This window comes from Streptomyces sp. NPDC058464 (assembly GCF_042721035.1).
Lineage (GTDB): Bacteria > Actinomycetota > Actinomycetes > Streptomycetales > Streptomycetaceae > Streptomyces.
Genome location: NZ_JBHXMA010000033.1, coordinates 1 through 24,026 on the forward strand (window position 1 = coordinate 1; position 24,026 = coordinate 24,026).

23 protein-coding genes are annotated in these 24,026 nt (G+C 70.9%); 6 read left to right on the forward strand and 17 right to left on the reverse strand.

Features of this window, described 5'->3' with window-relative positions; translation table 11 throughout:
- Positions 1 to 153: 153 nt before the first annotated feature.
- The 6 genes from ACFWPQ_RS35575 to ACFWPQ_RS35600 all read right to left on the reverse strand — a co-directional run bounded on the left by ACFWPQ_RS35575 (position 154) and on the right by ACFWPQ_RS35600 (position 6,595).
- Positions 154 to 1,827: a DoxX family membrane protein gene (locus ACFWPQ_RS35575; RefSeq protein WP_384044168.1), complete on the reverse strand. Its 1,674-nt coding sequence runs from the start codon at positions 1,825 to 1,827 to the stop codon at positions 154 to 156.
- Between the two features lie 117 nt (positions 1,828 to 1,944).
- Positions 1,945 to 2,886, reverse strand: a complete 942-nt coding sequence (gene rlmB / locus ACFWPQ_RS35580; RefSeq protein WP_384044171.1) for a 23S rRNA (guanosine(2251)-2'-O)-methyltransferase RlmB — start codon at positions 2,884 to 2,886, stop codon at positions 1,945 to 1,947.
- A gap of 117 nt (positions 2,887 to 3,003) precedes the next feature.
- Positions 3,004 to 4,401 carry a cysteine--tRNA ligase gene (gene cysS / locus ACFWPQ_RS35585; protein ID WP_384044174.1) on the reverse strand — a complete coding sequence of 466 codons (1,398 nt, stop codon included), beginning with the start codon at positions 4,399 to 4,401 and terminating at the stop codon, positions 3,004 to 3,006.
- A gap of 117 nt (positions 4,402 to 4,518) precedes the next feature.
- A complete protein-coding gene (gene ispF, locus ACFWPQ_RS35590) occupies positions 4,519 to 5,010 on the reverse strand; it encodes a 2-C-methyl-D-erythritol 2,4-cyclodiphosphate synthase (RefSeq protein ID WP_384044177.1) in 492 nt (163 codons plus the stop codon).
- Positions 5,000 to 5,764, reverse strand: a complete 765-nt coding sequence (ispD, locus tag ACFWPQ_RS35595; protein ID WP_384044180.1) for a 2-C-methyl-D-erythritol 4-phosphate cytidylyltransferase — start codon at positions 5,762 to 5,764, stop codon at positions 5,000 to 5,002. Before ispD ends, ispF begins: the two co-directional genes overlap by 11 nt.
- Positions 5,765 to 6,112: 348 nt before the next feature.
- The gene (locus ACFWPQ_RS35600; protein ID WP_003953493.1) at positions 6,113 to 6,595 is read right to left on the reverse strand and encodes a CarD family transcriptional regulator; all 483 of its coding nucleotides are present in this window, start codon (positions 6,593 to 6,595) and stop codon (positions 6,113 to 6,115) included.
- Between the two features lie 659 nt (positions 6,596 to 7,254).
- Between ACFWPQ_RS35600 and ACFWPQ_RS35605 the strand changes: the two genes are divergently transcribed.
- A complete protein-coding gene (locus ACFWPQ_RS35605; RefSeq protein ID WP_384044185.1) occupies positions 7,255 to 7,914 on the forward strand; it encodes a DUF461 domain-containing protein in 660 nt (219 codons plus the stop codon).
- A 216-nt stretch (positions 7,915 to 8,130) separates the two neighbouring features.
- On the opposite strand, the gene ACFWPQ_RS35610 is transcribed toward ACFWPQ_RS35605, so the two are convergent.
- The gene (locus ACFWPQ_RS35610) at positions 8,131 to 8,811 is read right to left on the reverse strand and encodes a response regulator transcription factor (protein ID WP_010358452.1); all 681 of its coding nucleotides are present in this window, start codon (positions 8,809 to 8,811) and stop codon (positions 8,131 to 8,133) included.
- A complete protein-coding gene (locus ACFWPQ_RS35615) occupies positions 8,808 to 10,064 on the reverse strand; it encodes an ATP-binding protein (RefSeq protein ID WP_361299999.1) in 1,257 nt (418 codons plus the stop codon). The genes ACFWPQ_RS35610 and ACFWPQ_RS35615 overlap by 4 nt, the downstream gene beginning before the upstream one ends.
- Before the next feature lie 223 nt (positions 10,065 to 10,287).
- Here ACFWPQ_RS35615 and phoU point away from each other — a divergent pair, with 223 nt between their 5' ends.
- The 3 genes from phoU (at position 10,288) to ACFWPQ_RS35630 (ending at position 11,908) form a co-directional block, all read left to right on the forward strand.
- The gene (phoU, locus tag ACFWPQ_RS35620) at positions 10,288 to 10,977 is read left to right on the forward strand and encodes a phosphate signaling complex protein PhoU (RefSeq protein ID WP_384044190.1); all 690 of its coding nucleotides are present in this window, start codon (positions 10,288 to 10,290) and stop codon (positions 10,975 to 10,977) included.
- Positions 10,978 to 11,135: 158 nt separating this feature from the next.
- Positions 11,136 to 11,291 carry a hypothetical protein gene (locus ACFWPQ_RS35625; RefSeq protein ID WP_384044193.1) on the forward strand — a complete coding sequence of 52 codons (156 nt, stop codon included), beginning with the start codon at positions 11,136 to 11,138 and terminating at the stop codon, positions 11,289 to 11,291.
- Between the two features lie 365 nt (positions 11,292 to 11,656).
- Positions 11,657 to 11,908 carry an SCO4226 family nickel-binding protein gene (locus ACFWPQ_RS35630; protein WP_384044196.1) on the forward strand — a complete coding sequence of 84 codons (252 nt, stop codon included), beginning with the start codon at positions 11,657 to 11,659 and terminating at the stop codon, positions 11,906 to 11,908.
- 29 nt (positions 11,909 to 11,937) lie between these two features.
- Here ACFWPQ_RS35630 and ACFWPQ_RS35635 read toward each other — a convergent pair whose 3' ends face one another.
- From ACFWPQ_RS35635 to ACFWPQ_RS35645, 3 genes are all read right to left on the reverse strand, one after another.
- The gene (locus tag ACFWPQ_RS35635; RefSeq protein ID WP_384044199.1) at positions 11,938 to 12,939 is read right to left on the reverse strand and encodes an alpha/beta fold hydrolase; all 1,002 of its coding nucleotides are present in this window, start codon (positions 12,937 to 12,939) and stop codon (positions 11,938 to 11,940) included.
- 126 nt (positions 12,940 to 13,065) lie between these two features.
- Entirely contained in the window at positions 13,066 to 14,256 is a 1,191-nt protein-coding gene (locus ACFWPQ_RS35640) for a CapA family protein (RefSeq protein WP_384044202.1), read from the reverse strand.
- 122 nt (positions 14,257 to 14,378) lie between these two features.
- A complete protein-coding gene (locus ACFWPQ_RS35645) occupies positions 14,379 to 15,140 on the reverse strand; it encodes a phosphoglyceromutase (RefSeq protein WP_384044205.1) in 762 nt (253 codons plus the stop codon).
- 165 nt (positions 15,141 to 15,305) lie between these two features.
- Here ACFWPQ_RS35645 and ACFWPQ_RS35650 point away from each other — a divergent pair, with 165 nt between their 5' ends.
- Positions 15,306 to 16,562, forward strand: coding sequence for an MDR family MFS transporter (locus ACFWPQ_RS35650; RefSeq protein ID WP_384044208.1), 1,257 nt, complete (start codon positions 15,306 to 15,308; stop codon positions 16,560 to 16,562).
- Between the two features lie 60 nt (positions 16,563 to 16,622).
- Here the strand turns inward: ACFWPQ_RS35650 and ACFWPQ_RS35655 are convergent, their stop codons facing one another.
- Complete coding sequence (locus ACFWPQ_RS35655; RefSeq protein ID WP_384044211.1) at positions 16,623 to 17,804, reverse strand: hypothetical protein; 1,182 nt, start codon at positions 17,802 to 17,804, stop codon at positions 16,623 to 16,625.
- 116 nt (positions 17,805 to 17,920) lie between these two features.
- Complete coding sequence (locus ACFWPQ_RS35660; protein ID WP_384044214.1) at positions 17,921 to 18,385, reverse strand: DUF2000 family protein; 465 nt, start codon at positions 18,383 to 18,385, stop codon at positions 17,921 to 17,923.
- Between ACFWPQ_RS35660 and ACFWPQ_RS35665 the strand changes: the two genes are divergently transcribed.
- Positions 18,384 to 19,208: a helix-turn-helix domain-containing protein gene (locus ACFWPQ_RS35665; RefSeq protein WP_384044217.1), complete on the forward strand. Its 825-nt coding sequence runs from the start codon at positions 18,384 to 18,386 to the stop codon at positions 19,206 to 19,208. The genes ACFWPQ_RS35660 and ACFWPQ_RS35665 overlap by 2 nt on opposite strands.
- On the opposite strand, the gene ACFWPQ_RS35670 is transcribed toward ACFWPQ_RS35665, so the two are convergent.
- From ACFWPQ_RS35670 to mshA, 4 genes are all read right to left on the reverse strand, one after another.
- Positions 19,201 to 20,007, reverse strand: a complete 807-nt coding sequence (locus ACFWPQ_RS35670; RefSeq protein ID WP_384044220.1) for a hypothetical protein — start codon at positions 20,005 to 20,007, stop codon at positions 19,201 to 19,203. The genes ACFWPQ_RS35665 and ACFWPQ_RS35670 overlap by 8 nt on opposite strands.
- 65 nt (positions 20,008 to 20,072) lie before the next feature.
- Complete coding sequence (locus tag ACFWPQ_RS35675; RefSeq protein ID WP_384044223.1) at positions 20,073 to 21,728, reverse strand: glycosyl hydrolase family 28-related protein; 1,656 nt, start codon at positions 21,726 to 21,728, stop codon at positions 20,073 to 20,075.
- 131 nt (positions 21,729 to 21,859) lie between these two features.
- Positions 21,860 to 22,369, reverse strand: a complete 510-nt coding sequence (locus ACFWPQ_RS35680; RefSeq protein WP_384044226.1) for a YbjN domain-containing protein — start codon at positions 22,367 to 22,369, stop codon at positions 21,860 to 21,862.
- Positions 22,362 to 23,708 (reverse strand): D-inositol-3-phosphate glycosyltransferase, encoded by a 1,347-nt coding sequence (gene mshA / locus ACFWPQ_RS35685; protein WP_384044228.1) that lies wholly within the window; start codon positions 23,706 to 23,708, stop codon positions 22,362 to 22,364. Before mshA ends, ACFWPQ_RS35680 begins: the two co-directional genes overlap by 8 nt.
- Positions 23,709 to 24,026: the final 318 nt, after the last annotated feature.

Consider the following 24,026-nt stretch of genomic DNA (forward strand, 5'->3'; position numbering starts at 1 on the left):
GCCGAACCGCCCCTGTAAGGGGCGCGGGGAACTGCGCGATCAGCCACGACGGCGCCGCGGTCGGCAGACGGCAGATCGCACCCCTTCGGTACGCCTGGTACGCCGCAGCCCCGCGCTGCTGAAGCGCGGGGCTGCGTCACTGTGAAGCGGCCGTCAGCCGAGGAGGCCGCCCACCAGGCCCGGCTGGCCCGAGGAGGACGCGCCGCCGCCGGTGCTTCCCGTGTTGCTGCCGGTGCCGCCGCCCGTCGAGGACGTGCCACCGGTCGCGGTGCCGCCGGAGGTGGGGCCCGCGGTGGTCGGCGCCGGGGCGGTGTGCTGGGGCGGGGCCTGACCCGTGGTGCCCTGGGTCTCGCTGGGGGTCGTGGTGGTGGCGCCGCTCGTGGTGCGGTCGGCGTTCGGGGTGGTCGCCGCCTGCGAAGGGCTCGCCGAGGCGCCGCCGGAAGGAGGCGTGGACGCGGGCGGGGTGCTCTTGCGGGCCTTCGTCGGCTCGCCGGGCAGGGGGGAACCGGGGAGGTTGTTGCGGGGCGCCTCGCCGGGGCCGGGGACGACCACGCGGCTGGAGTCGCGGACCGCGCCGCCGAGCAGGGAGCCGATGAGGAGGGTGAGGCCGATGGTGACGGCCGTGACCAGGGCGCCCCGGCGCAGCACGTAGGCGCGCAGGTCCCAGATGTCGGAGTGGGGGCCGAGCCGTCGCCAGGCGCTGCCCGCGAGGCGGCCGTCCACGGAGTAGACGGGGGCGCCGGCGATGATCAGCGGGGACCAGGCGGCGAGGTAGATGATGTCGGGGGCGTCGTAGGCGGGGACGGTCTTCCAGCTGACGGTGACGATGAGCGCGGCCGAGAGCAGCGCGCCGACGACCGCGGCGACCCGCTGCCAGCAGCCGAGGACGGTCAGGACGCCGACGATCACCTGGAAGAAGGCGATGACGAGGCCGGAGCCGACCGGGTGCTGGAGGGCGAACTGGCGCAGTGGCTCGGCGACCTCCCAGGGGTGCAGCGTGTTGAGCCAGGTGACCATGGAGCCGCGCTTGCCGCCGTCGAAGTAGACGGGGTCGCACAGCTTGCCCATGCCGGCGTAGATGGAGATGAAGCCGAGGAAGATCCGGAGCGGGAGGAGGACCACCCCGAGGTTCATCCGGCGGCCGGGGTAGTAGGCGTGCCGGGCCGGGTCGCCGTCGCCGGGCCGCCGGGCCGACCGCGGTTCCTCGAAGTCCTCGAACTCGTCGTCGGCGTAGGACGGTCGGCCGTACGCCGGGTCGTGGTAGGCCGGTTCGTCGTAGGCGCTGCCCACCGCCGGCATGTTCGGGATGAGCCGGTTCTCGCCGGAGGCCGGGGAGCGCGGGTGGCCGACCATCGGGGTCTCGACGGTCTGGTCGAGGCCGTCGTAGCCGCCGCCGACGCGCGGGATGACCTGGGTCGCGCCGGCCGGTTCGGCGGGCTCCTCGACGTGCCGGACGCTGCCGCCCCGGACGGCCTGGAGCAGCCGGTGGGCGCCGGTGTCGTCGGGCGCGGACTTGCCGCTCCAGACGACCGGGCGGCGACGGCCGGGTGCCGCCCCCGCTCTGCCCGCCGTGCCGACGACCGGGATGCGCGCGGTGTCCTCGGTGGCGCTCAAGTGCCGTACGACCCGGGGAGATTGGGTACGCCGTGTCGATACGCCCAGCTGCACGCGGAAGCTCGCGTGGTTGACGATGACCTGCGCCGGATCGCTCGGCACCTTCACCATGCTCAGCGCGGGAGCGTCGTCGGGCCCGGAAGCGAATCCGGAGCGGAATCCCGACGAGCGGTCCCCCGTGGGTGTGCGGGGTGTTCTGGTGTCCACACTCATCTAACCGAGTGACGTGGAGTTAGGACACTGCTTTGACCGGCCGGATGTGTCCGGACCCCGTCAAGGATGTCCGGGACGCCGGAATTACCCCGCACGGATCAGGCTACGGACATCCGTTCACACCCGGCGGCGCGCCGCCTCGTACAGCACGATGCCCGCCGCCACACCCGCGTTGAGCGACTCGGCACCACCGGGCATCGGGATCCGGACCCGGAAGTCGCACGTCTCGCCGACCAGCCGGGACAGGCCCTTGCCCTCGCTGCCGACGACGATGACGACCGGGCCGCCCAGGGCCGCCAGGTCGCCGATCTCGTGCTCGCCGTCCGCGGCGAGGCCGACGACCACGATGCCGGCCTTCTTGTACGCCTCCAGGGCCCGGGTCAGGTTCGTGGCGCGGGCGACCGGGGTGCGGGCGGCCGTACCGGCCGACGTCTTCCAGGCGCCGGCGGTCATACCGGCCGCGCGGCGCTCGGGGACGACCACGCCGTGGCCGCCGAAGGCGGAGACCGAGCGGACGACCGCGCCGAGGTTGCGCGGGTCGGTCACGCCGTCGAGGGCGACGATGAAGGGGTCCTCGCCCTCGTCGTACGCGGCGTTCGCCAGGTCCTCGGGGTGGGCGTACTCGTACGGCGGGACCTGGAGGACCAGGCCCTGGTGGTTGAGGCCGTTCGTCATGCGGTCCAGCTCGGGGCGCGGGGCCTCCATGAGGTTGATGCCGCCGCGCTCGGCCGCGAGCTGGAGGGCCTCGCGGACCCGCTCGTCGTTGTCGATGAACTGCTGGACGTAGAGGGTCGACGCCGGGACGCCCTCGCGCAGCGCCTCCACCACCGGGTTGCGGCCCACGACCATCTCGGACGTGCCCTTGCCGCCCCGGCCGCGCACCACCGGACGGCGCTGGGTCTGCTTGGCCTTGGCGGTGGCGATGCGGTTCTTCTTGTGTCCCTTGCGCATCTCGGCGGGCGGGGTCGGTCCCTTGCCCTCCAGGCCCCGGCGCCGCTGGCCGCCACTGCCGATCTGCGCGCCCTTCTTGCCGGACATGCGGCGGTTGTTGGCTGCCATGGGTTACCCGTCTCCGTGAGCTTCGTTTCGTACGTACGTGTTGTGCGTCTTATGCAGTGTGCCGCCCGGGGGGCCGGGCGGCACAGTCGATCTTCACTGACCAGCGGGGGCCGGTCGCTAGGACTTGAGGGTCCAGCGCGGGCCGGACGGACTGTCCTCGATCGCGAGGCCGGACTGGTTCAGCTGGTCGCGGATGGCGTCGGCGGTCGCCCAGTCCTTGCGGGCGCGCGCGGACTCGCGCTGGTCGAGGACGAGCCGGACCAGGGCGTCCACGACCCCGTGCAGATCCTCGCCCTTCTCGGCACCGCCGGACCAGTGCGGGTCCAGCGGGTCCAGGCCGAGGACGCCGAGCATGGCCCGGACCTCGGCGAGGCGGGCGACGGCGGCTTCCTTGTCGTCGGCGGCGAGGGCGGAGTTGCCCTGCCGGACGGTGGTGTGCACGACCGCGAGGGCCTGCGGGACGCCCAGGTCGTCGTCCATCGCCTCGGCGAACGCCGGCGGCACCTCGGCCGAGGGCTCGACGGCTCCCCCGGCCAGCTCCACCACGCGCTGCACGAACCCGTCGATCCGCGCGAACGCCTGCTCGGCCTCGCGCAGCGACTCCTCGCTGTACTCGATCATCGAGCGGTAGTGCGGGGTGCCCAGGTAGTAGCGCAGCACGATCGGGCGCCAGTGCTTGACCATCTCCGAGACGAGCACCGAGTTCCCGAGGGACTTCGACATCTTCTCGCCGCTCATGGTGACCCAGGCGTTGTGCACCCAGTACTGGGCGAAGTCGTCGCCGTACGCCTTGGCCTGGGCGATCTCGTTCTCGTGGTGCGGGAAGATCAGGTCCAGGCCGCCGCCGTGGATGTCGAAGGCCTCACCCAGGTACTTGTGGGCCATCGCCGAGCACTCCAGGTGCCAGCCGGGCCGACCGCGCCCCCACGGCGTCTCCCAGCTGGGCTCGCCCGGCTTGACGGCCTTCCACAGCGCGAAGTCGCGCTGGTCCCGCTTGCCGGTCTCGCCCTCGCCCTCGGGCTGGCGGAGGTTGTCCAGCTCCTGGTTGGAGAGCTGGAGGTAGTCCGGGTAGGAGCGCACGTCGAAGTAGACGTTGCCGTCGGCCTCGTAGGCGTGCCCGCGCTCGATCAGCCCGCGCATCATCTCGATCATCTCCGGTACGTGCCCGGTCGCGCGGGGCTCGTACGTCGGCGGGAGGCAGCCGAGCGCGGCGTAGCCGTCGTTGAACGCGCGCTCGTTCTCGTAGCCGATCGACCACCAGGGGCGGCCCTGGTCGGCGGACTTGGCGATGATCTTGTCGTCGATGTCCGTGACGTTGCGGATGAACGTCACGTCGTAGCCGCGGTATTCGAACCAGCGGCGCATGATGTCGAAGTTCAGGCCGGACCGGATGTGCCCGATGTGGGGCGCCGCCTGCACGGTGGCACCACAGAGGTAGATCGAGACACAGCCCGGCGCGAGCGGGGCGAAGTCACGGATCTGCCGGGCGTTGGTGTCGTACAGGCGAATAGTCACGGGACCTAGGGTAGTGGGCCGACGGTAGTGGGTGGGACCGGTATGTGCAGTGCCATGGGCGTGTGCGGGCAGTGGGGGTCGAGCGCGCAGTTCCCCGCGCCCCTCGAGTAGGACCGCTTACGCCTGTTCGACGACCAAAGCCGTCGCCACCGCCATAAGACCCTCTCCCCTGCCGGGAAATCCGAGGCCGTCGGTCGTGGCCCCCGAAACCGAAACCGGTGCCCCGGCCGCGTCGGAAAGGATCTTCTCCGCCTCGTCCCGCCGCTTTCCGATCTTCGGGCGTGGCCCCACGACCTGTACGGCGATGTTCCCGATGGTGAAACCGGCGGCGCGGACGATGCGGGCGGCCTCCGTCAGCAGGGTCACGCCGGATGCGCCGGACCACTCCGGGCGCCCCGTGCCGAAGTGCTGCCCCAGGTCACCCAGGCCCGCCGCCGAGAACAGGGCGTTGCAGGCGGCGTGCGCGACGACGTCCGCGTCGGAGTGGCCGGCCAGGCCCGGGCCCTCGCCCTCCCACTTCAGGCCGGCGCACCACAGCTCGCGGCCCTCCTCGAAGGCATGGATGTCGGTGCCGATGCCGACGCGCGGCAGTACGACCTCAGAAGCCATCGTTCAGCCTCCTGCGGGCCAGGACAGCCTCCGCGAGGACCAGGTCGAGGGGGCGGGTGACCTTGAAGGCCTCCTCGTGGCCGGGGACGACCACGACCTGTTCGCCGAGCTGCTCGACCATGCTGGCGTCGTCGGTGACGTTGTCGGTGACCGTCTCGTGGGCGCGGACCAGCGTCGTCCGGTCGAAGCCCTGCGGGGTCTGCACGGCGCGCAGGCGGGCCCGCTCGGGGGTCGCGAGCACCGGCTCCGGGTCGCCGGGGGTGGTGGCCGGCTCGACCTCCTTGACCGTGTCGGCGAGCGGGAGGGCGGGGACCACGGCCGGGGCGCCGTCGCGGACCGCCTGGATCACCGCGTCGACCGTGTCGACGGGGACGAGGGGGCGGGCGGCGTCGTGGACCAGGACGATGTCGTAGTCGGGGGGCAGCGCGTCCAGGCCGAGCCTGACCGAGTCCTGGCGGGAGTCGCCGCCGGGGACGACGAGGAAGTCGGTGCGGTCGGGGAGGGCGTGGGCGTCCAGGAGGGACTTGACCTCGGGCGCACCGTCGGGCGGGGCCACGACCACGACCAGGGAGACCGCGCGGGAGGCGGCGAGGGCGCGCACGGCGTGGATGAGCATGGGCGTGCCGTTCAGCGCGCGTAGCGCCTTGGGAGCGCCCGGACCGAGCCGTACGCCCCGGCCGGCGGCGGGAATCACGGCTGCCGTGCGCAGTGCGGTACGCGGTTCCGTACGCGAAGGACGCGAATCGTCAGACATCGGTTCCTGTCAGGTTTGTGTGCGGGCCTGGCGTGGGTATGGCCTGGGAAGTGCCGGGCGCGACGCCTTGACCGGACCCTTCCGTGACACTGGTCGAGCCAGCAGCCCGGGCCCGGCACGCCTAGTATCGGGGGTTTCCACCGGGGCCGGGTGCCGGGTCGCCGGGTACGAACGCCCCGAGGAGAAGTGTTCCGGGTGAGTTCCCGGTGTGTTCCGGACACGTACGTCCTGGCACGTGCGTTCCGGACATGAACATGCCGCAGCGCCCGGCGACAGTTGCTGTGTCATCGGGCACCGCGGCATTTCGGGTGTGCGGAGTTCGTCACGCCTAGCCGGACGGCGTCTGCGTCAGGACGCGAGGACCTCGTCGAGCAGGGCCTCGGCCTTGTCCTCGTTCGTGTTCTCCGCGAGGGCGAGCTCGCTCACCAGGATCTGGCGGGCCTTGGCGAGCATGCGCTTCTCACCGGCGGAGAGTCCACGCTCGCGCTCACGACGCCACAGGTCACGCACGACTTCCGCGACCTTGATGACATCGCCGGAGGCGAGCTTCTCCAGGTTTGCCTTGTAACGACGGGACCAGTTCGTGGGCTCCTCGGCGTACGGCGCGCGCAGCACCTCGAAGACCCGGTCCAGCCCGTCCTGACCGACCACATCACGCACGCCGACGAACTCCGCATTGTCCGCTGGCACACGCACCGTCAGGTCACCCTGGGCGACCTTCAGCACCAAGTAGGTCTTGTCCACGCCTTTGATCTGGCGAGTTTCGATGGCCTCGATCAGCGCGGCCCCGTGATGGGGATAGACCACGGTGTCGCCAACCTTGAACGTCATGTGACAGGTACCCCTTCCGTGGCTATCCAGGGTAACACGGAAACCGGCGGTTCTGAATGGCGTTTTCGCAGGTCAGGGCATATCTCGGGGCTTGACAACAGCAACAGGAACGTGCTTCGCAGGCCGTCCGGAAGCAGGTATTCGCAGGTCGGAGCGGCTCTCCGGGCGAGGTGAAACGCGCACGTTACACACATCCGGACGCTCGCCCAAGCGGCCGAACATCCCTATATGTCCGCTTCCAAGCGTACGACTTCCGCTACTCCGTTCGGTTGCCGGAGCCGGATCCCGGACGTTTCCGGAATTGATCACGGAGTCCGACCGAACGGTACGTGAAGACGCACGTGAAGGGGTGCATGAAGCGGTGCGCGAAGCGGCGAGTGATCGATTTTCCCGGCGGTCGTGCATTCCTTCACGGAAGTTTTGCGCGGTGTTGCGGGTGGGTTATGTGAATGCCCGACGAGCACTGCTGCAAAGTGACCGAAGAGTCACTTGCGGAGCCCCGGGTACCCCCTGCACGAGGGAAGCGTTGCGGGAAGCGGGGGGCTTGGGGAGGGTCGGGTGCAGCCGCGCGGGAACGGCTCGGTAACCTAAGGCCGCTGACAGACACTTAGGGCGGCTTTACAGAGGGCCGCCCGTGCGTTCAAGGAGTTGCCGCCGCCGTGAGCAGCAGCCTTCGACGCGGCGCCCTCGCCGCCTCCGCCCTCGCCTTCTCCGTCGCCGCGCTCTCCGCCTGCGGCGCCGGCAACAACTCGCAGACGCTGGAGGTCAAGCCGGACAACGCGGCGGCGAGTGTCGGCGACATCAAGGTCCAGAACGCGACCGTGATCACCCAGCCCGACCTCACGTCGACCGGGCCGGCCGTGGTCTCCGCGACGATCTTCAACACCGGCACCGAGCCGGAGACGCTCCAGTCGATCGTCGTCGCCGGCACCGGCAAGACCGCCGAGCTGCACGCCACGAAGTCGCAGCCGCTGACCATCGCGGCCGGCGGCCGGCTGATCCTCGGCGGCAAGGACAACGCCTCCGCGGTGCTGGCCAGCAGCCGTGAGGCGGTCACGGACGGCAACGCCCAGAAGATCACGTTCACCTTCAGCAAGACGGGTGACGTGAGCCTGCGTGCGTTCGTCGTGCCGGCCGAGAGCTACTTCACGGGCTGGGGCCCGAGCGCGGTGCCGTCGCCCTCGCCGTCCACCTCCACCACTCCGCTCGCCGGCTCCACGGCGAGCGAGAGCGCGAAGGCGGGCAAGAAGAACAAGGAGTCCGAGAGCGCCTCGGCCACCCCGACCGACTCGGCCTCGGAGTCGACGAACGCGGGCTGAGTGGCGCCTGAAGCAGCTAGGGCGGGAACCTTGGTTATCGGTTCCCGCCCTTGGCGTTGCCGAGCTTTACGGCTCGAACTTTCGGCGCACCCTCAAGGGGATTCCTGCTTCACGGCATCGCGCCCGGATCGCTCCGGGTCTTACCAACGCTCCACAGGCGTTTAGCCTCTCCGTCCACCCGACGGCGAGAGTTGCTCATCGTAGCCGGTCGGCGACTTAGGGCTCAAATTTGTAGCCGAGACCACGCACCGTCACCAGGTAGCGCGGCGCGCCCGGGTCCGGCTCGATCTTGGCGCGCAGGCGCTTGACGTGGACGTCGAGGGTCTTGGTGTCGCCGACGTAGTCGGCGCCCCAGACCCGGTCGATGAGCTGCATGCGGGTGAGGACGCGGCCGGCGTTGCGCAGGAGCATCTCCAGGAGGTCGAACTCCTTGAGGGGGAGGTCGACCTTGGAGCCGGAGACCGTCACCACGTGGCGGTCGACGTCCATGCGGACGGGGCCCGCCTCCAGGGCGGCCGGCGTCACCTCCTCCGGCTCGCCGCGGCGGCGGAGCACCGCACGGATGCGGGCGACCAGCTCACGGGAGGAGAAGGGCTTGGTGACGTAGTCGTCTGCTCCTATTTCGAGCCCGACAACCTTGTCGATCTCGCTGTCCTTGGCCGTCACCATGATGACGGGGACGTTGGATCGGCCGCGCAGCTGGCGGCAGACCTCGGTGCCCGGCAGGCCGGGCAGCATCAGGTCGAGGAGGACGAGGTCGGCGCCGTTGCGCTCGAACTCGTCGAGTCCGTCGGGGCCCGTGGCCGCCACGGCGACCTCGAAGCCCTCCTTGCGGAGCATGTACGACAGGGCGTCGGAGAAGGACTCCTCGTCCTCGACGACGAGCACTCGGGTCACGGAAGGACCTCCGGGGCGGGAAGCGGTTCGTACGGGGATGACTCGGTGGTACCGGCCTCGTCCTCGAGGTCGGGGTCGGGGTGCTGCGACGCGCGGTCACGGGCCGCGCCCGCCTCCGGCAGTCTGAGGGTGAACGTGGAGCCCTGGTTCTCGGCGCTCCACACCGTGACCTCCCCGCCGTGCGAGGCGACCACGTGCTTGACGATGGCGAGGCCGAGACCGGTGCCACCGGTGGCCCGCGAGCGGGCCGGGTCGACGCGGTAGAAGCGCTCGAAGATGCGCTCCTTGTCCTTGTCGGTGATGCCGATGCCCTGGTCGGTCACGGCGAGCTCGATCATGTCGCCGCCGGGCGCGCTGACCCGGCGGGCGGCTATCCCGACCCGGGTGCGGGCCGGGGAGTAGTTCACGGCGTTCTCGACCAGGTTGCCGAGGGCGGCGGCGAGCTGGCCGCGGTTCCCCCAGACGTGCAGGTCCGCCGTACCACCGGCGGCCATGGTGATCTGCTTGGTGCCGGCCTGGTGCCGGCACCGGTCGATCGCCTCGGCGACCAGCTCGTCGACCCGGACGGGCTCGGCGTCCTCCAGCGGGTCGTCGTTCTGCACTCTCGACAGATCGATCAGCTCCTGGACCAGGTTGGTCAGGCGCGTGGCCTCGATCTGCATGCGACCGGCGAAGCGCTGCACGGCCTCCGGATCGTCCGAGGCGTCCATGACGGCCTCGGAGAGCAGGGAGAGCGCGCCGACCGGGGTCTTCAGCTCGTGACTGACATTCGCCACGAAATCCCGCCGTACCGCCTCGATGCGTCGGGCCTCGGTGAGGTCCTCCACGAGGAGCAGGACGAGCCGGGAGCCCAGCGGCGCCACCCGCGCGGAGACGGCCAGGGCCTCGCCCCGTCCGGTCCCCCGCCTCGGGAGGTCCAGCTCGACCTGTCGTATCTCGCCGTCGCGCCGGGTGTCCCGGGCCATCCCGAGCATCGGCTCGATGGCGAGTTTGCCGCCGCGCACGAGTCCGAGGGCGTACGCCGCCGAGCTCGCCTTGACGACCGTGTCGGCCTCGTCGAGGACGACCGCGGAGGAGCGCAGCACGCTCAGTACGGTGTCCACGCCCGGGGGCAGTACGGGGTCGGTGTGCAGAGAAGTCCTGGTCGGTCGCTTCTGGTCGCGTTCGCTCCAGCGGAACGCCAGCATGGCGATGACACCGGTAAGCACCCCGGCGATCGCTGCCGCTGCGGCGACCGCCGCGTTCACGTCCATGCAAACAGGTTAAGCAGGGGGTACGACATCCCCACAGTCCGCGAGGTGTCAGCTCGAACACTCGTCGCCCAGAGTTCACCTTGGAGCCAGTATTGGTTCATTTGGGGTGGCAGAAACGGTCGCGTTGAGACCGGAACGTGGAAGCGTGGGGTTCGCAGCTGGTTTCGGCCACGGGCCCCGGCCCCCGGAGCCCCATGGAACACACGTAGGAGAGGGAACCCTGATGCGGGACGCGTACCACGAGGAACTCGATTCGATCGGCGACAGCCTGGTCGACATGGCCCGGCTGGTCGGATCGGCGATCGGGCGCGCCACGACGGCGATCCTCGACGCCGACCTCAAGCTGGCCGAGAGCGTCATCGAGGCCGACCAGAAGGTGGACGAGCTCCACCACGACCTGGAGGCGCGCGCGATAGCCCTGCTCGCCCGCCAGCAGCCGGTGGCGACCGACCTGCGGATAGTCGTCACATCGCTCCGCATGTCCGCCGACCTGGAGCGCTCCGGCGACCTGGCCCAGCACGTGGCGAAGCTGGCCCGGCTCCGCTACCCGGCGAACGCCATCCCCCACGACCTGCACGCGACCGTCCTGGAGATGGGCCAGCTCGCGCAGCGCCTGATGGCCAAGGCCGCCGAGGTGATCATCACCAAGGACGTCGACCTGGCCCTCCAGCTGGAGCAGGACGACGACGAGATGGACCTGCTGCACCGCACGATCTTCCAGCACCTGCTGGACGACCGCTGGAAGCACGGCATCGAGACCGCCGTCGACGTGACCCTGCTCGGCCGCTACTACGAGCGGTACGCCGACCACGCGGTCGCCGTCGCCAAGCGCGTCGTCTTCCTGGTCACCGGCGAGCACGCGGACGACCTCCAGCCCGACATCCAGCCGGTGACGGGCACCGAGGGGGTGTAACCCCCAGCTGGGTGGGGGCTCGCGGGGTGCGGGTCAGGCATGTGGGCGCCACTGTGCGCCGTAGATGCGCCGTTGATGCCCCCAGTGAAACGGGCATGGGATGGGCAAAGGCACCACGCCCTGCTTCCAGGGCACCTAGGGACCTCTAGGAGGGATCCATGGCCGAATCCCCCAGCGCCACGCCCGACCCCACGCAGCAGCGCGAGACCGACCAGCCCGTCGAGATCAAGAACCTCCTGGTCATCGGCGCCTGTGGCTGCGGCTCGGGCTGCGGCTGCGGCTGCCAGTCGGGCAGCCCCTGCCAGTGCGGCTGACCCGGCGCTCCAGGCACGAGGAAGGGTCCCCGACTCCGGTCGGGGGCCCTTCGTGCTGGTGCGGTCCGGCACGTCGTACTGATGAGAGGCGGCGCGTCGTACTGACGAGGGGCGGCGCGTCGTACTGACGAGGGGCGGCGCGTCGTACTGACGAGGGGCGGCGCGTCGTACTGACGAGGGGCGGCGCGTCGTACTGATGAGGGGCGGCGCGTCGTACTGATGAGGAGCGGCGCGTCGTACTGATGAGGGGCGGCGCGCGGGACGGCACGGACGGGCGCAGCATGGAGAGGGACGGGAAGCGGGAGGGGAATCGGGAGGGGAATCGGGAGGGAACGGCGCGGGAGGCAGGACAGGAGGTGGCAGTCATGCCGCAGTTCATGGACGTACACCACGGGATGAAGGGCATCACCGCCGACCAGCTCAAGGAGGCCCACGAGGCCGACCTGGCGGCTGAGAAGGACGAGGGCGTCCACTTCGAACGGGCCTGGGCCGACCCGGACTCCGGCCACGTCTACTGCCTCTCCGAGGCCCCCTCGGCCGATGCGGTCAGGCGCGTCCACGAACGCACGGGGCATCCCGCGGACGAGGTCCACCAGGTACCGCTGTCGATCTGGTAGCCGTCGTCGTCTGCCCGTCACGCTGATGCTCAGGCGGCGGGCAGCCCGGCGAGCCAGTCGACGAGCAGCCGGTTGACCTCGTCGGGCCGTTCCTGCTGGATCCAGTGCCCGCAGCCGTCGAGGATGTGGGACGAGACCAGGCCCGGCAGGGTGACCGGGTACGCCTCGATCGCGTCGGCCAGCCAGGTCGTGGAGGCGTCGAGGCCACCGCCGACGAACAGGGACGGCTGGGTGATCGGGGCGCCGTCGTAGGCCGCGAGGTCCTCCCAGTCCCGGTCCATGTTCCGGTAGCGGTTGAGCGCCCCGGTCAGTCCGGTGCGCTCGAACTCGGCCGCGTAGACGTCGAGGTCCCGCTCGCCGAGCCACCCGGGCAGCCGGCCGGCGGGGAACCGGTCCCTGAGGGTCCCCCCGCCGCCGACGAAGTGCGGGTCGGGAGCGCCGGGTCCCGGCATGGTGTCGCCCGACAGAGCGCCGTAGAACCCGGCGAGCCAGCCCCGCACGTCCGGCTCGATCTCGGCCTCGGCACGCCCGGGCTCCTGAAAGTACGAGACGTAGAACTCCTCGCCCCCACCGTCCCCGCCATCCCCGCCCCCACCCCCAGCACTCAGCTGCGCGAAGACGTCGCTGGGGCGGGGCCCGCCACGCGGCGTGTACGGAACGCTCAGCAGCCCCACGGCCCGGAACACCTCCGGCCTCAGCAGCGCGGAGTTCGCGGCGACGGCCGCGCCCCAGTCGTGCCCGACGACCACGGCCGACTCCTCGCCGAGGGCCCGCACGACGGCGGCGTTGTCCGCCACGAGCTCGACCATGCGGTAGGCGTCGGTCGCGGCCGGCTTCGAGGACCGCCCGTACCCCCGTACGTCGACGGCGACCGCCCGGTACCCCGCCGCGGCGAGCACCGGCAGCTGATGCCGCCAGGAGTACCAGCACTCGGGGAACCCGTGCACGAGCAGCACGAGGGGCCCGGACCCCTGCTCGACGAGATGGATCCGCCTTCCGGCCTCGACAACCAGCCGATGCTGCGCCGCCATACGCCCTCCCTGCCCTTCGGGATCGCCGATCTGCCGGCCTGACTGCCGGCTCCCCACAGATCATGCGAAGCCAGGCGCCAAGGGGCCGAGCCCGTTTGCCGATTCGGCAAACCCCGCCGACGAGCGCTACGGGCTCTGGATCGTCCCGTCCTCCGAGATGTCGGCGGCGTGCGGGCCGAAGTCCTCCTCGGACATGCTGGAGACGAGGTCGATCGCGTCGCCGCCCGGCTCCGGCGTGCCGGGCTCCACGATCCGGGTCGGGTGCAGGCGCCCGGACACGTAGGTGCCGTCGGCGCCGAGGGTGACCTGCAGCACGCCGCTGGTGGAGAGCGTGCCGCCGAGGCCGAGCACCTTGTAGCCGGAGAAGTTGCCCAGGCTGTAGGCGATCAGGCGGCCCTTGTAGAACTCCATGCCCCGCATCACGTGCGGGCCGCTGCCCACGACCAGGTCGGCGCCTGCGTCGATCACCGCACGGCTGAAGCGGTAGCTGTCGCCGCGGTCCTCGCCGACGAAGTACTCGGTACCGGGTTCCACATGGGTGCGGTCCGAGCCCTCCGCGCCGGCATGCATCGTGACGATCACGATGTCCGCCATCGCCGCGGCGCGGGCGGTGAGTCGCTGTGCCGCGGGGATGTCCGTGAGGTCGTTCGCCCCTCGGTCGGGAGCGAACCCGATCAGTGCGACCCTGATGCCGCGTACGCGCTGGACGGTGATCTGGCCCAGGCGGCCGGTGAACGGCAGGTTCGCGGAGCGTAGCGCGGCGAACGTGTCGCGCCGCCCCTCCGCCCCGAAGTCGTCGATGTGGTTGTTCGCCGTGTTCAGGACCGTGAACCCGGCCTCCTTGAGCCGATGGCCGTAGGACGGCGGCGCGCGGAACGCGAAGCAGTTCGGGCCCTCGATGTAGTCGCACTTGCTGGAACCGCCGGTGGTGAGCGTGCCCTCCAGGTTCCCCAGCACCACGTCGCCGTCGAGCAGGTCGCCGACGGAGTCGAAGAACGAGGCGCCATCATCCGGCGGCAGGTCGTCCGGCAGCGAGCCCATGACGATGTCTCCCACGGCGGCGATCCGCACGGTGCCGACAGGATGCGGCGGCGCCGGCGCACCGGGCCTCGTGGTCCTGATCGTCCGCAGGGGGGTCGGGGCGGAGCCGACGGAGGCCGCGTCCTCGGTACCTGCGCCGGCACCGACGCCGAACACGAACGCCGCAACAGCCACCACACCGCTCCCGACCACACCGAGAGCGAACAGACAGTGACGGCGCACCGGCTTCCACCGCTCGCGCCCCTGCCGGGGACGCCGTTCGACCGACCTGATCATTGACTCATGTTACGAACCGAACACCCTCCCTCCACGGAGGGTCACCGCCTGGCGTGTTCCCGACCACCAAAAGGCCCCCGCCCCGCCAGGAAAACAGCAGGTCGGGGGCGCTCGGCGTCGCGTTACTTCTTCTTGCCCTGGTTCTTGACCGCCTCGATGGCCGCGGCTGCTGCGTCCGGGTCGAGGTACTGGCCGCCCGGGGTCACCGGCTTGAAGTCGGCGTCGAGTTCGTAGGCGAGGGGGATGCCGGTCGGGATGTTCAGGCCGGCGATGTCGGCGTCCGAGATGCCGTCGAGGTGCTTGACCAGGGCGCGCAGGCTGTTGCCGTGGGCGGCGACCAGGACCGTGCGGCCGGCCAGGAGGTCGGGGACGATGCCGTCGTACCAGTACGGGAGCATGCGGACGACGACGTCCTTGAGGCACTCCGTGCGGGGGCGCAGCTCCGGGGGGATGGAGGCGTAGCGGGGGTCGGAGGCCTGGGAGAACTCCGAGTCGTCCGCGAGCGGCGGGGGCGGGGTGTCGTACGAGCGGCGCCAGAGCATGAACTGCTCCTCGCCGAACTCGGCCAGCGTCGCCGCCTTGTCCTTGCCCTGGAGGGCGCCGTAGTGGCGCTCGTTCAGGCGCCAGCTGCGGTGGACCGGGATCCAGTGGCGGTCCGCGGCCTCCAGCGAGAGCTGGGCCGTGCGGATCGCGCGCTTCTGGAGGGACGTGTGGACCACGTCGGGCAGGAGGTCGGCGTCCTTCAGGAGCTCACCGCCGCGGACTGCCTCCTTCTCGCCCTTCTCGTTGAGGTTGACGTCCACCCAGCCGGTGAACAGGTTCTTCGCGTTCCACTCGCTCTCGCCGTGGCGGAGGAGGATCAGCTTGTACGGTGCGTCGGCCATGGGTCAGAGCGTAATCCACGTATTCGGGGCGGAGTGCGGGCGCCCGTGGGGCGTCCCAGAGGGCGGACAGTTGACTGCATTTGTTAATTGAGTGGCTCAGGCGAGCGTCGCGGAAGTAAGTTCCGCAATGCCTGCACGCCACTTACGCCTTGCCCTGGGGGAGCCATGCCGTCCGTCGCCCTGCGACGCGCCGTCCGGGAGACCGTCGCCGGTCTGCCCCGGGAGTTCTGGTGGCTGTGGACCAGCACCCTCGTCAACCGGCTGGGGGCGTTCGTCGCCACGTACATGGCCCTGTACCTGACGCTGGACCGGGGGTACAGCGCGTCCTACGCCGGGCTCGTCGCCTCCCTGCACGGGCTGGGCGGGGTCGTGTCCTCGCTGGCGGGCGGGGTGATGGCCGACCGGCTGGGGCGGCGGCCGACCCTGCTCGTCGCCCAGGGCTCCACCGCCGGGGCCGTCGCGCTGCTCGGGTTCGTCCGGGATCCGGTGGCCATCGCGGCCGTCGCCTTCCTCGTCGGCGTGGCCTCCAACGCCTCCCGGCCGGCGGTGCAGGCCATGATGGCCGACATCGTGCGGCCCGAGGACCGGGTGCGGGCCTTCTCGCTCAACTACTGGGCGATCAATCTGGGTTTCGCCGTGTCGTCCATGGGGGCCGGGTTCATCGCCGAGGTGAGTTACCGCGCCGGGTTCCTGATCGAGGCCGGGATGACCGCCGTCTGCGCCGTCCTCGTCTTCCTCCGGCTGCCGGAGTCGCGGCCCGAGCGTGCCGCCGCGGAGGTCGCCGGGGACAGGGAGGTCAGCCTTCTGAACGTGGTGCGCGACGGGCGGTACATGGGCGTGGTCGGGCTGTCGTTCCTCGTCGCCCTGATCTTCCAGCAGGGGTCGGTCGGACTGCCGGTCGCGATGGGCGAGGCCGGGTTCTCGCCCGCCGACTACGGCATGGCCATCGCCGTGAACGGGATCCTCATCGTGGTGCTGCAGATCCCGGTGACCCGGGTCATCCAGCACCGGGATCCGCGGTCCCTGCTCGTCGTCTCGTCGCTCCTCGCGGGATACGGGTTCGGGCTCACCGCCTTCGCCGGGTCGGTCGGGGTGTTCGCGCTCACCGTGTGCGTGTGGACGCTCGCCGAGATCGTCAACGCGCCGACCCAGACGGGGCTGGTGGTGCGGCTCTCGCCGGTGCACGGGAGGGGCAGGTACCAGGGCATGTACACGCTGTCCTGGTCCGCCGCCGCGCTCATCGCCCCGCTGCTGTCCGGAGTCGTCATCGACCGGTTCGGGGCGCGGTGGCTGTGGGGGGTGTGCGCCGTCGTGGGGACGGCGGCCGCTTTCGGGTACGGGCTGCTGATGCGGCGGCTGCCGGAGGAACGGGCTGCGGCTGCCGCGCCGGCGAGTGCGGAGGCAGGGGTACGGGCGGCCTGAGCGCGGCGCGGGCCCCCGCCCTCGAAGACCGAGGGTGGGGGCCCTGCCGGCCTGGACGAGTCAGTCCGTGCAACCCGTGATCGGGAACGGGACGCAGTTCGTCGGGACGTTGTGGGTGATGCTGGAGTCCGTGAGCGTGATCGGGACGTTCGTGCGCAGGCCTCCGGGCGCCGACGTGGAGGCGTTGTTGCGGACGTAGCTGTGGTCGAGCGTGACCGACCCGCTGTTGTTGAAGATGCCGCCCGCCTGGGACAGGTTCGTGCCGGCGTTCGGGCCGTTCGCGCTGTTGCGGATGACCTTGCTGCCCTTGAGGTAGAGCGTGCCGGTCACCGTACCCACGTTGGAGTTGTGGATGCCGCCGCCGTCACCTCCCGGGCCTCCGACGACGTTGCCGCTGACTTCCGACTTCTCCAGCGTCAGCGTCGCCCCCGCGTTCGCGATCCCGCCGCCCGCGACACCGGAGGTCGTGTTGTTCGCGATCTTGCTTTCGCTGATCGTCGTCGACGCGCCGCCGGTGTTGAGGACACCGCCACCGCTGAGGTTCGCGGTGTTGCGGCTGATGATGCTCGCGTGGATGAAGGCGATGCTGCCGTTCTGGAGGAGTCCGCCGCCGAGGGCCTGGGCGTGGTTGCGGCCGATCTCGGAGTTGTCCACGGTCAACGTCCCCTGGCTGTGCAGCCCGGCGCCGTTGAGCGCATTGTTGAACGCCACCCAGCTGCGTCGGATGTTCGCCGTGGCGTTCGTGGACAGCGCCACGCCGCCGCCGTTGAGCGATGCGGTGTTGTCGATCACGTCGACTCCCACCAGCTTGAGCTTGCCGTTGCTGTCGACGAGGATGCCCCCGCCGTTGCCGGTACCGGTGGCGATGGTGGCGTTGCCGCCGCGGACGGTGAGGTCCTGCAGGCGCAGGTCGCCGCCGGCGAGGACATGGAAGATGCGGAACGCGGGGGTCGCGTTCCCGTCGCGGACGATCGTCGCGCCGTTGCCCCTGATCGTGAGGGGCTGGGAGATGGTCGGCAGGCCTTCACCGGTGCTGAAGGGGGTGGTCAGGTGGTAGGTGCAGTCACGGGCGAGGGACAGGGTGTCCCCCGACGAGGCGCTGCTGATGGCGTTCGTCAGCGCTGCCGTGTAGCAGGGGACCGGTGTCGAGGAGTCGTCGCCGGCGGCCGCCGGTCCGCCCGTCACGCACGTGACGATCGCCGCCGCTACCGCGGCCACACTGGAGAATCGGATGTATCGCATGACTCTGAGATGCGACATCCGCGAGGAAGTTGATCAGATTAAATGACCTGATCACCCGGTCACGCCACACGATTCCTTCGGTCGGCTCAGTCGACCCCGGTAGGCGCCCCCGGATCTCACGGATGCATCCGCGCCCCCTTCAGCACCTTGTCCACCCCGTTCCGCGGCCCGTACACCGCCAGCCCGACCAGGTCCAGCTCCGCCGTCGGTACCGCCCGTACCGCCGCGCGGTTGTCGTGGTCGTTGCCGGTGGAGAAGAGGTCGGCGGTGAAGACCGCCCGGGGCAGGGCCCGGCTCAGGGACCGTTCGTGGGCTGCCTTGAGGGTCTCCTTCGTGCCCTCGAAGACCAGCACCGGCTGCCGGAACATCGGCAGGTACGCCACCCCGTCGGCGTCCTCGTACGGCTCCCCCACCACCTCGGGGAGCGTCGCGCCCAGGCCGCTGACCAGGAACGCGGTGACGTTGAGGCGCTGCCAGGGCTCCAGGTCCTCGCGCAGCAGCACGGCGATCTTCGTGTCGAAAGTGCTCATGCCCCGAGACTGCCGGGCGTCGTTCATCCGGGTCTTGTACGTTCTTTGCATGGCCGCCCGGCAGTCCGCCCCACAGGAAGTCACCGCCTGGCGCCCCTCCGTCCCGGGCGTCACCGAGGTCTTCCACGCCCGTTTCACCGAGTACGCGTACCCGATGCACGTCCATGACGCCTGGACGCTGCTCATCGTGGACGACGGCGCCGTACGGTACGACCTCGAACGGCATGAGCACGGCACCCCGGACGACACCGTGACCCTGCTGCCGCCGCATGTCCCGCACAACGGCTCCCCGGCCACCGCCGACGGCTTCCGCAAGCGTGTGGTGTACCTGGACGGGACCCTCCTCGGGGAGGATCTGATCGGCGCGGCCGTCGACGGGCCCGATCTGCGGGATCCCCTGCTGCGCCGGCGGGTCGGGCAGCTGCACTCCGCCCTCGCCCGCCCCGGCGACGAACTGGAGGCCGAGAGCCGGCTCACCCTCATCGGCGAGCGGCTGCGGGGCCTGCTCCGCCCCCGGCTCGATGACGAAAGGCCGGAAAGGCCGGCCGACCCGGCCCTCGCCCGTGCCCTGCGCGAACTCCTCGACGAGCGGGTCGCCGACGGGCTCGTCCTGGCGGAGGCCGCACAGCTGCTGCACGCCCACCCGGCCCACCTGGTACGGGCGTTCAGCGGCGCGTACGGCATCGCCCCGCACCAGTACCTGATGTCCCGCCGGGTCGGCCGGGCCCGCCGGCTGCTGCTCGACGGCGTACCGCCCGGCGAGACGGCCACCACCACCGGCTTCTACGACCAGGCCCACCTCACCCGGCACTTCAGGAAGCTGGTGGGGGTGACCCCGGGGCGCTACCGCGACAGCGCGCGGTCCCTCACCTGACGTCGACGTAGTCGCCGGCGGAGGTCGCGCCGCCCGTGGTGGCCGTGGCGCCGAAGGTCCAGCGGTAGTAGCCGTCGGCGGACGCCTTGACCGTGGTCTTCAACGCGCCGGCCGAGTCGGCCTTCACGGTCTTCAGCGTCGTGTACGTGCCGCTGCCCTTCGCGCGGAACTGGAGCTTGGCCGACTTGCCGCCGAAACCGGTGTACTTGTGCTTCACCCAGTCCGCGCGCGTGATCGCGCCCTTCACGGTGAGCGTCCTGCCCTTGGTGACGGGCTCGGGAGTGGCGTTGGCGGTGACCTTGGCCTTGCGCTTGACCTGCACGGAGCCGAAACCGGTCAGGTGCTCCTCGCTCTTGGGCTGGCCGTCGGAGCCCCAGATGCGCGCGAAGACCGCGATCTTCCAGGTCGTCGCGTCGTTGTTGGAGTCCAGGGTGTAGCGCGGTTCGATGTACAGCTCACCGTCGCACTCGGCGGTCGTGCTGCTGCCGTCGTAGTAGGTGACGCTGCTGGTGTAGATGCCGCCGTCCTCGGCCCCCTTGGCGGCCGTGGTGTCGTGGTAGAGGTACGGCCACGCGTTCACGTCGCTGACCTTGACGCCGGACGGCCAGGACATGCGGAAGGTGAAGTCGGGGGTCACCTCCGCGTCGGTGCCCACCACGATGGGCCGGCCCTGGTTCAGGACCAGCTCGGTCACCTTGATCCCGGTGTCGGCGGCCTGGGCCGTGGGCGCGGTGAACGCCCCCAGGGCCAGCGCCCCCGCGAGTACGACCGCCACCGAACCGGATCTGCCTGCGCGCATGCACGACCTCTTCTTCACCGACGAGGAAAGGTAAGAGTCCGGTGAGAGGCCGGACTCGCGGCAGGCTAACAGCAGTCGAGGTCGCGCTGAGCCTCGTACAGGTTCCGCGGCCGTACCGCGTCCCAGGTGCCGTACAGCTCCAGGCGGGAGTTCAGGTCGCCGGTGAAGTCCGGTACGTCGATCTGGTCGAACTCGGTGACCGTGTCGAGGCCGACCGTGGCGGAGCAGGGGGCGAGTCCGTCCAGTCTCATCAGGCCCGCGCGGCCGTTGGTCACTCGAACGTTCCAGTGGGTGAAACGGGCACCGAACAGCGGCCCGGCGTTGGCGTCGCCACCGTGCCGGCCGTTGTTGTTCACGGTGATGTCGGTGCGGACGTTGGCGAACGGCAGTCCACGGTGGGAGTCGAAGGTGCCCATCTCCATCTCGCCGCGCGACCAGACGTTGTAGGAGGAGAGCCCTTCGACGTTGATGCCGTGGAGCTGGGTGTCGGCGGGGGCGGGGACCGTGCGCTGTTCGACCGTGAAGTCCTCGATCAGGTTGTCGTGCGAGCCCTCGCGGCAGAAGTAGGGGTGGTGCTCGCCCCGGCCGCCGACCCGGGTGCGGCGCAGGGTGCAGGCGGAGGCGGCGACCAGGCCGAAGCCGTTGTCGACGTTGCGGACGGTGACGTCGTCCACCCAGCAGTCGTACGCGCACTGCAGGACGACCCCGTTGTAGCCCTTGTCGAGGAGGTGCGGGGACTGCGGGGTCTCCATGACGTCGAGGGTGAGGCCCTCGACGCCGGAGCCGGTCAGTTCACGGACGTGGGTGGTGAACTGGGGGTTCCACTCCGGGCGCAGGTCCAGCGGGAGGGGGCGTTCCAGGGTCACCCTGCGGCCGCGGACGGCCCTGACCCGGACAGGCCATTCGTAGGGGACGTACGACAGCAGTTTGGTCTTGTCCTCCCAGTAGTACGACGCCGGGCCGGGGCCGCCGCCCGACATGTGCTGGAGGAGGGTGTGGGCGGTGTCGTCGGCGATGCGGAGCAGGACCAGGCGGCCCGGGCGCAGGTGGGAGGGGTCGGTGACGGTGACCGTCCGGTCGCCCCGGCGGGCCGGTTCGACGGGCGTCAGCTGCTCCCACTCGTCCCGCTTGTTGCCCGTCCAGCCCTCGAAGGGCCAGGCCTGCGCCTTGATCGCGGCGACCAGGGAGTCCCAACGGGACTTCGGCGCCAGCCAGATGAGCCCGCCCGCCCAGGACCACGCCGACTTCGTGCCGCCGTAGCGGGAGCCGTACGGGCCGATCAGCTCGGTGAGGTTCTTCGTCGCGTACAGCCTGGTACGGCCGCTGCCGGCGCCGCGCAGCACCACGTTGTCGTGACCGAGGAGGATCAGGCCGTCGATGCGGAAGGTGCCGGGCGGGATGGTGACCGTGCCACCGCCGGCCCTTCCGGCAGCGGCGATGGCACGGTTGATCGCGGGGGCGCAGTCGGTGACGCCGTCGGCCACGGCGCCGTACGCGCGGACGTCGGCCACCACGGGGAGCCGGCGGATGCGGGCGGCTCCGGCCCGGCCGACGTACGGGATCTGCGGGTGGGTGAACGGGATGCGGGCGAACTCCCGCCAGAGGGAGGGGACCTGGCCGTCGGAGGCGTGGGCCGTGCTGCCCGCCACAGCGGTCGCGGCGACGGCCGTGGCGCCGGCGAGGAGGGCCCGTCTGGTCATGCCGTGGTGCGTGGTGCTCATTCCGTACGTCCTTCCCATGGCGGCTTTCATGGTTGTGAACGACGTTCATATGTGCGTCGGCCGTGAGCATGCCACGACGCCCCCACGCCTCGAAAGAGTCGTGCAGGGTAATTCAGGTACGGACCTGCAACTCAGTCAGCGGAGCGCTCGATCAGATGCGTGAACGCATCCAGATTCCGCGTCGACTCGCCCCGGGACACCCGCCACGCGTACTCCTTGCGGATCGCGGCGGCGAAGCCCAGCTCCAGGAGGGTGTTGAAGGCGCCGTCCGCGGCCTCCAGGACCTGGCCGAGGAGCCGGTCTAGGTCGGGGACGGTGACGGAGGAGAGCGGGAGGCGGGCGGTGACGTAGACGTCGCCGAGGCGGTCGACGGCGTAACTCACGCCGTACAGCTTGAGGTTGCGCTCCAGGAGCCAGCGGTGGACGGCCGGTTCGTTCTCGTCCGGGTGCCGGATGACGAAGGCGTTCAGGGAGAGGGAGTGGCGGCCGACGCGGAGCGAGACGGTCGTCTTCAGCTTGCGGGTGCCGGGGAGCTGTACGACGTAGGTGCCGGACTCGGGGCTCTCCCACTCCAGTTCGGCGTCCTTCAGGACACCCTCGATGACCTGCGTGGCCTGCCGTTCCTGTGAAGCTTCACCCATGGGCCGAGCGTACGCGACGGCGGTGGGACTGGGTCGCGGCCAGGTAGACGTCGGCGGTGGCGGCGGCCGCCGTGTCCCAGCCGAAGCACTGGGCGTGCCGGGCGGCGGCGCTGCCGAAACGGTCCGCCAGAGACGCGTCGTCGGCGAACCGGCGCAGCACGCGCGCGTAGTCGGCCGGATCGTGGCCGCACACCAGGAAGCCGGTCTCGCCGTCCCGTACGGCCACGGGCAGGCCGCCGACCGAGGCGGCGAGGACGGGGGTGCCGGCCGCCTGGGCCTCTATCGCCACCAGGCCGAAGGACTCGCTGTAGGAAGGCATGACGAGGACGGAAGCGGCCCGGAACCAGTCCGCGAGCTGCTCCTGGCCGACCGGCGGACGGAACCGGACGACGTCCGCGACACCGAGCCGCGCGGCCAGCTTCTGCAGGCCCTCCGGCTTGGCGAGGCCGCTGCCGCTGGGGCCGCCGACGATCGGTACGACGATCCGGGAGCGGAGTTCGGGGCGCTCGTCGAGGAGGACGGCCACGGCGCGGAGCAGGATGTCGGGGGCCTTGAGGGGCTGGATGCGGCCCGCGAAGAGCGGGACCAGGGCGTCCTGCGGGAGGCCGAGGCGGGCGCGGGCGGCGGCGCGGCCGTCGGCGGGGCGGAACCGGTCGAGGTTCACGCCGGGGTGGACGACGGCGACCTTCTCGGGGTCGGCGCTGTAGTGCCGTACCAGCTCGTCGGCCTCTTCGGAGGTGTTCGCGATGAGGCGGTCGGCCGCGGCCACGATCTGGGTCTCGCCGATGACCCGGGCGGCGGGCTCGGGGGTGTCGCCGTCGGCCAGGTTGGCGTTCTTGACCTTCGCCATGGTGTGCATGGCGTGCACCAGGGGGACGCCCCAGCGCTGGGCGGCGAGCCAGCCGACGTGGCCGGAGAGCCAGTAGTGCGAGTGGACGAGGTCGTAGTGGCCGGGGCGGTGGCCGGCCCAGGCCTGCATCACGCCGTGCGTGAAGGCGCACAGCTGGGCGGGGAGGTCCTCCTTGGCGAGGCCCTCGTAGGGGCCGGCGTCGACGTGCCGGACGAGGACGCCGGGGGCGAGCTCCACGGTGTGCGGGAGGCCGCCGGAGGTGGCCCGGGTGAAGATCTCGACCTCGATGTTGATCGCGGCGAGGCGCTGCGCCAGCTCCACGATGTAGACGTTCATGCCGCCGGCGTCGCCGGTGCCGGGCTGGTGGAGGGGGGAGGTGTGCACGGAGAGCATCGCGACGCGGCGGGGCACGGTGGGACGCCGGGCCCGGCGGAGCCGGGTGGCAGCCGACGGGGAGCGGCGCCCGAGCCTGCTGACGTACTGGCTCACGTGGCGGTCCTCCTTTGTGCGGGCATGCCGGTGGGAGGACATCGAGTGCCCTCCACGGGGGTGCAACGCGGAGGGGTGGATTCCCATTCCGGGGGCGGTCGACTTTGCCGATACGTTACTTGCCGTCGCTCAACCGTTCGAGGGTGGAGTGCGTGGGGTGCGGGGGTGGTTCGGTTGGGGGGTTCGGGTGCGGACCGGTGGGGGGGCGGGTGCGGACCGGTGGGGGGGCGGGTGCGGACCGGTGGGGGCTTGTCGCGCAGTTCCCCGCGCCCCTTACGGGGCGCCTCGCCTCGGGGCGCCTACCCTCGGGGCGCCTAC

Coding starts and splice junctions, on each gene's coding strand:
- ACFWPQ_RS35575 (WP_384044168.1), bottom strand. CDS start 1,827: ATGAGTGTGGACACCAGAACACCCCGCACACCCACGGGGGACCGCTCG.
- rlmB (WP_384044171.1), bottom strand. CDS start 2,886: ATGGCAGCCAACAACCGCCGCATGTCCGGCAAGAAGGGCGCGCAGATC.
- ispF (WP_384044177.1), bottom strand. CDS start 5,010: ATGGCTTCTGAGGTCGTACTGCCGCGCGTCGGCATCGGCACCGACATC.
- ispD (WP_384044180.1), bottom strand. CDS start 5,764: ATGTCTGACGATTCGCGTCCTTCGCGTACGGAACCGCGTACCGCACTG.
- ACFWPQ_RS35600 (WP_003953493.1), bottom strand. CDS start 6,595: ATGACGTTCAAGGTTGGCGACACCGTGGTCTATCCCCATCACGGGGCC.
- ACFWPQ_RS35615 (WP_361299999.1), bottom strand. CDS start 10,064: ATGGACGTGAACGCGGCGGTCGCCGCAGCGGCAGCGATCGCCGGGGTG.
- phoU (WP_384044190.1), top strand. CDS start 10,288: ATGCGGGACGCGTACCACGAGGAACTCGATTCGATCGGCGACAGCCTG.
- ACFWPQ_RS35625 (WP_384044193.1), top strand. CDS start 11,136: ATGGCCGAATCCCCCAGCGCCACGCCCGACCCCACGCAGCAGCGCGAG.
- ACFWPQ_RS35630 (WP_384044196.1), top strand. CDS start 11,657: ATGCCGCAGTTCATGGACGTACACCACGGGATGAAGGGCATCACCGCC.
- ACFWPQ_RS35635 (WP_384044199.1), bottom strand. CDS start 12,939: ATGGCGGCGCAGCATCGGCTGGTTGTCGAGGCCGGAAGGCGGATCCAT.
- ACFWPQ_RS35640 (WP_384044202.1), bottom strand. CDS start 14,256: ATGATCAGGTCGGTCGAACGGCGTCCCCGGCAGGGGCGCGAGCGGTGG.
- ACFWPQ_RS35645 (WP_384044205.1), bottom strand. CDS start 15,140: ATGGCCGACGCACCGTACAAGCTGATCCTCCTCCGCCACGGCGAGAGC.
- ACFWPQ_RS35650 (WP_384044208.1), top strand. CDS start 15,306: ATGCCGTCCGTCGCCCTGCGACGCGCCGTCCGGGAGACCGTCGCCGGT.
- ACFWPQ_RS35655 (WP_384044211.1), bottom strand. CDS start 17,804: ATGCGATACATCCGATTCTCCAGTGTGGCCGCGGTAGCGGCGGCGATC.
- ACFWPQ_RS35665 (WP_384044217.1), top strand. CDS start 18,384: ATGGCCGCCCGGCAGTCCGCCCCACAGGAAGTCACCGCCTGGCGCCCC.
- ACFWPQ_RS35660 (WP_384044214.1), bottom strand. CDS start 18,385: ATGCAAAGAACGTACAAGACCCGGATGAACGACGCCCGGCAGTCTCGG.
- ACFWPQ_RS35670 (WP_384044220.1), bottom strand. CDS start 20,007: ATGCGCGCAGGCAGATCCGGTTCGGTGGCGGTCGTACTCGCGGGGGCG.
- ACFWPQ_RS35675 (WP_384044223.1), bottom strand. CDS start 21,728: ATGAGCACCACGCACCACGGCATGACCAGACGGGCCCTCCTCGCCGGC.
- ACFWPQ_RS35680 (WP_384044226.1), bottom strand. CDS start 22,369: ATGGGTGAAGCTTCACAGGAACGGCAGGCCACGCAGGTCATCGAGGGT.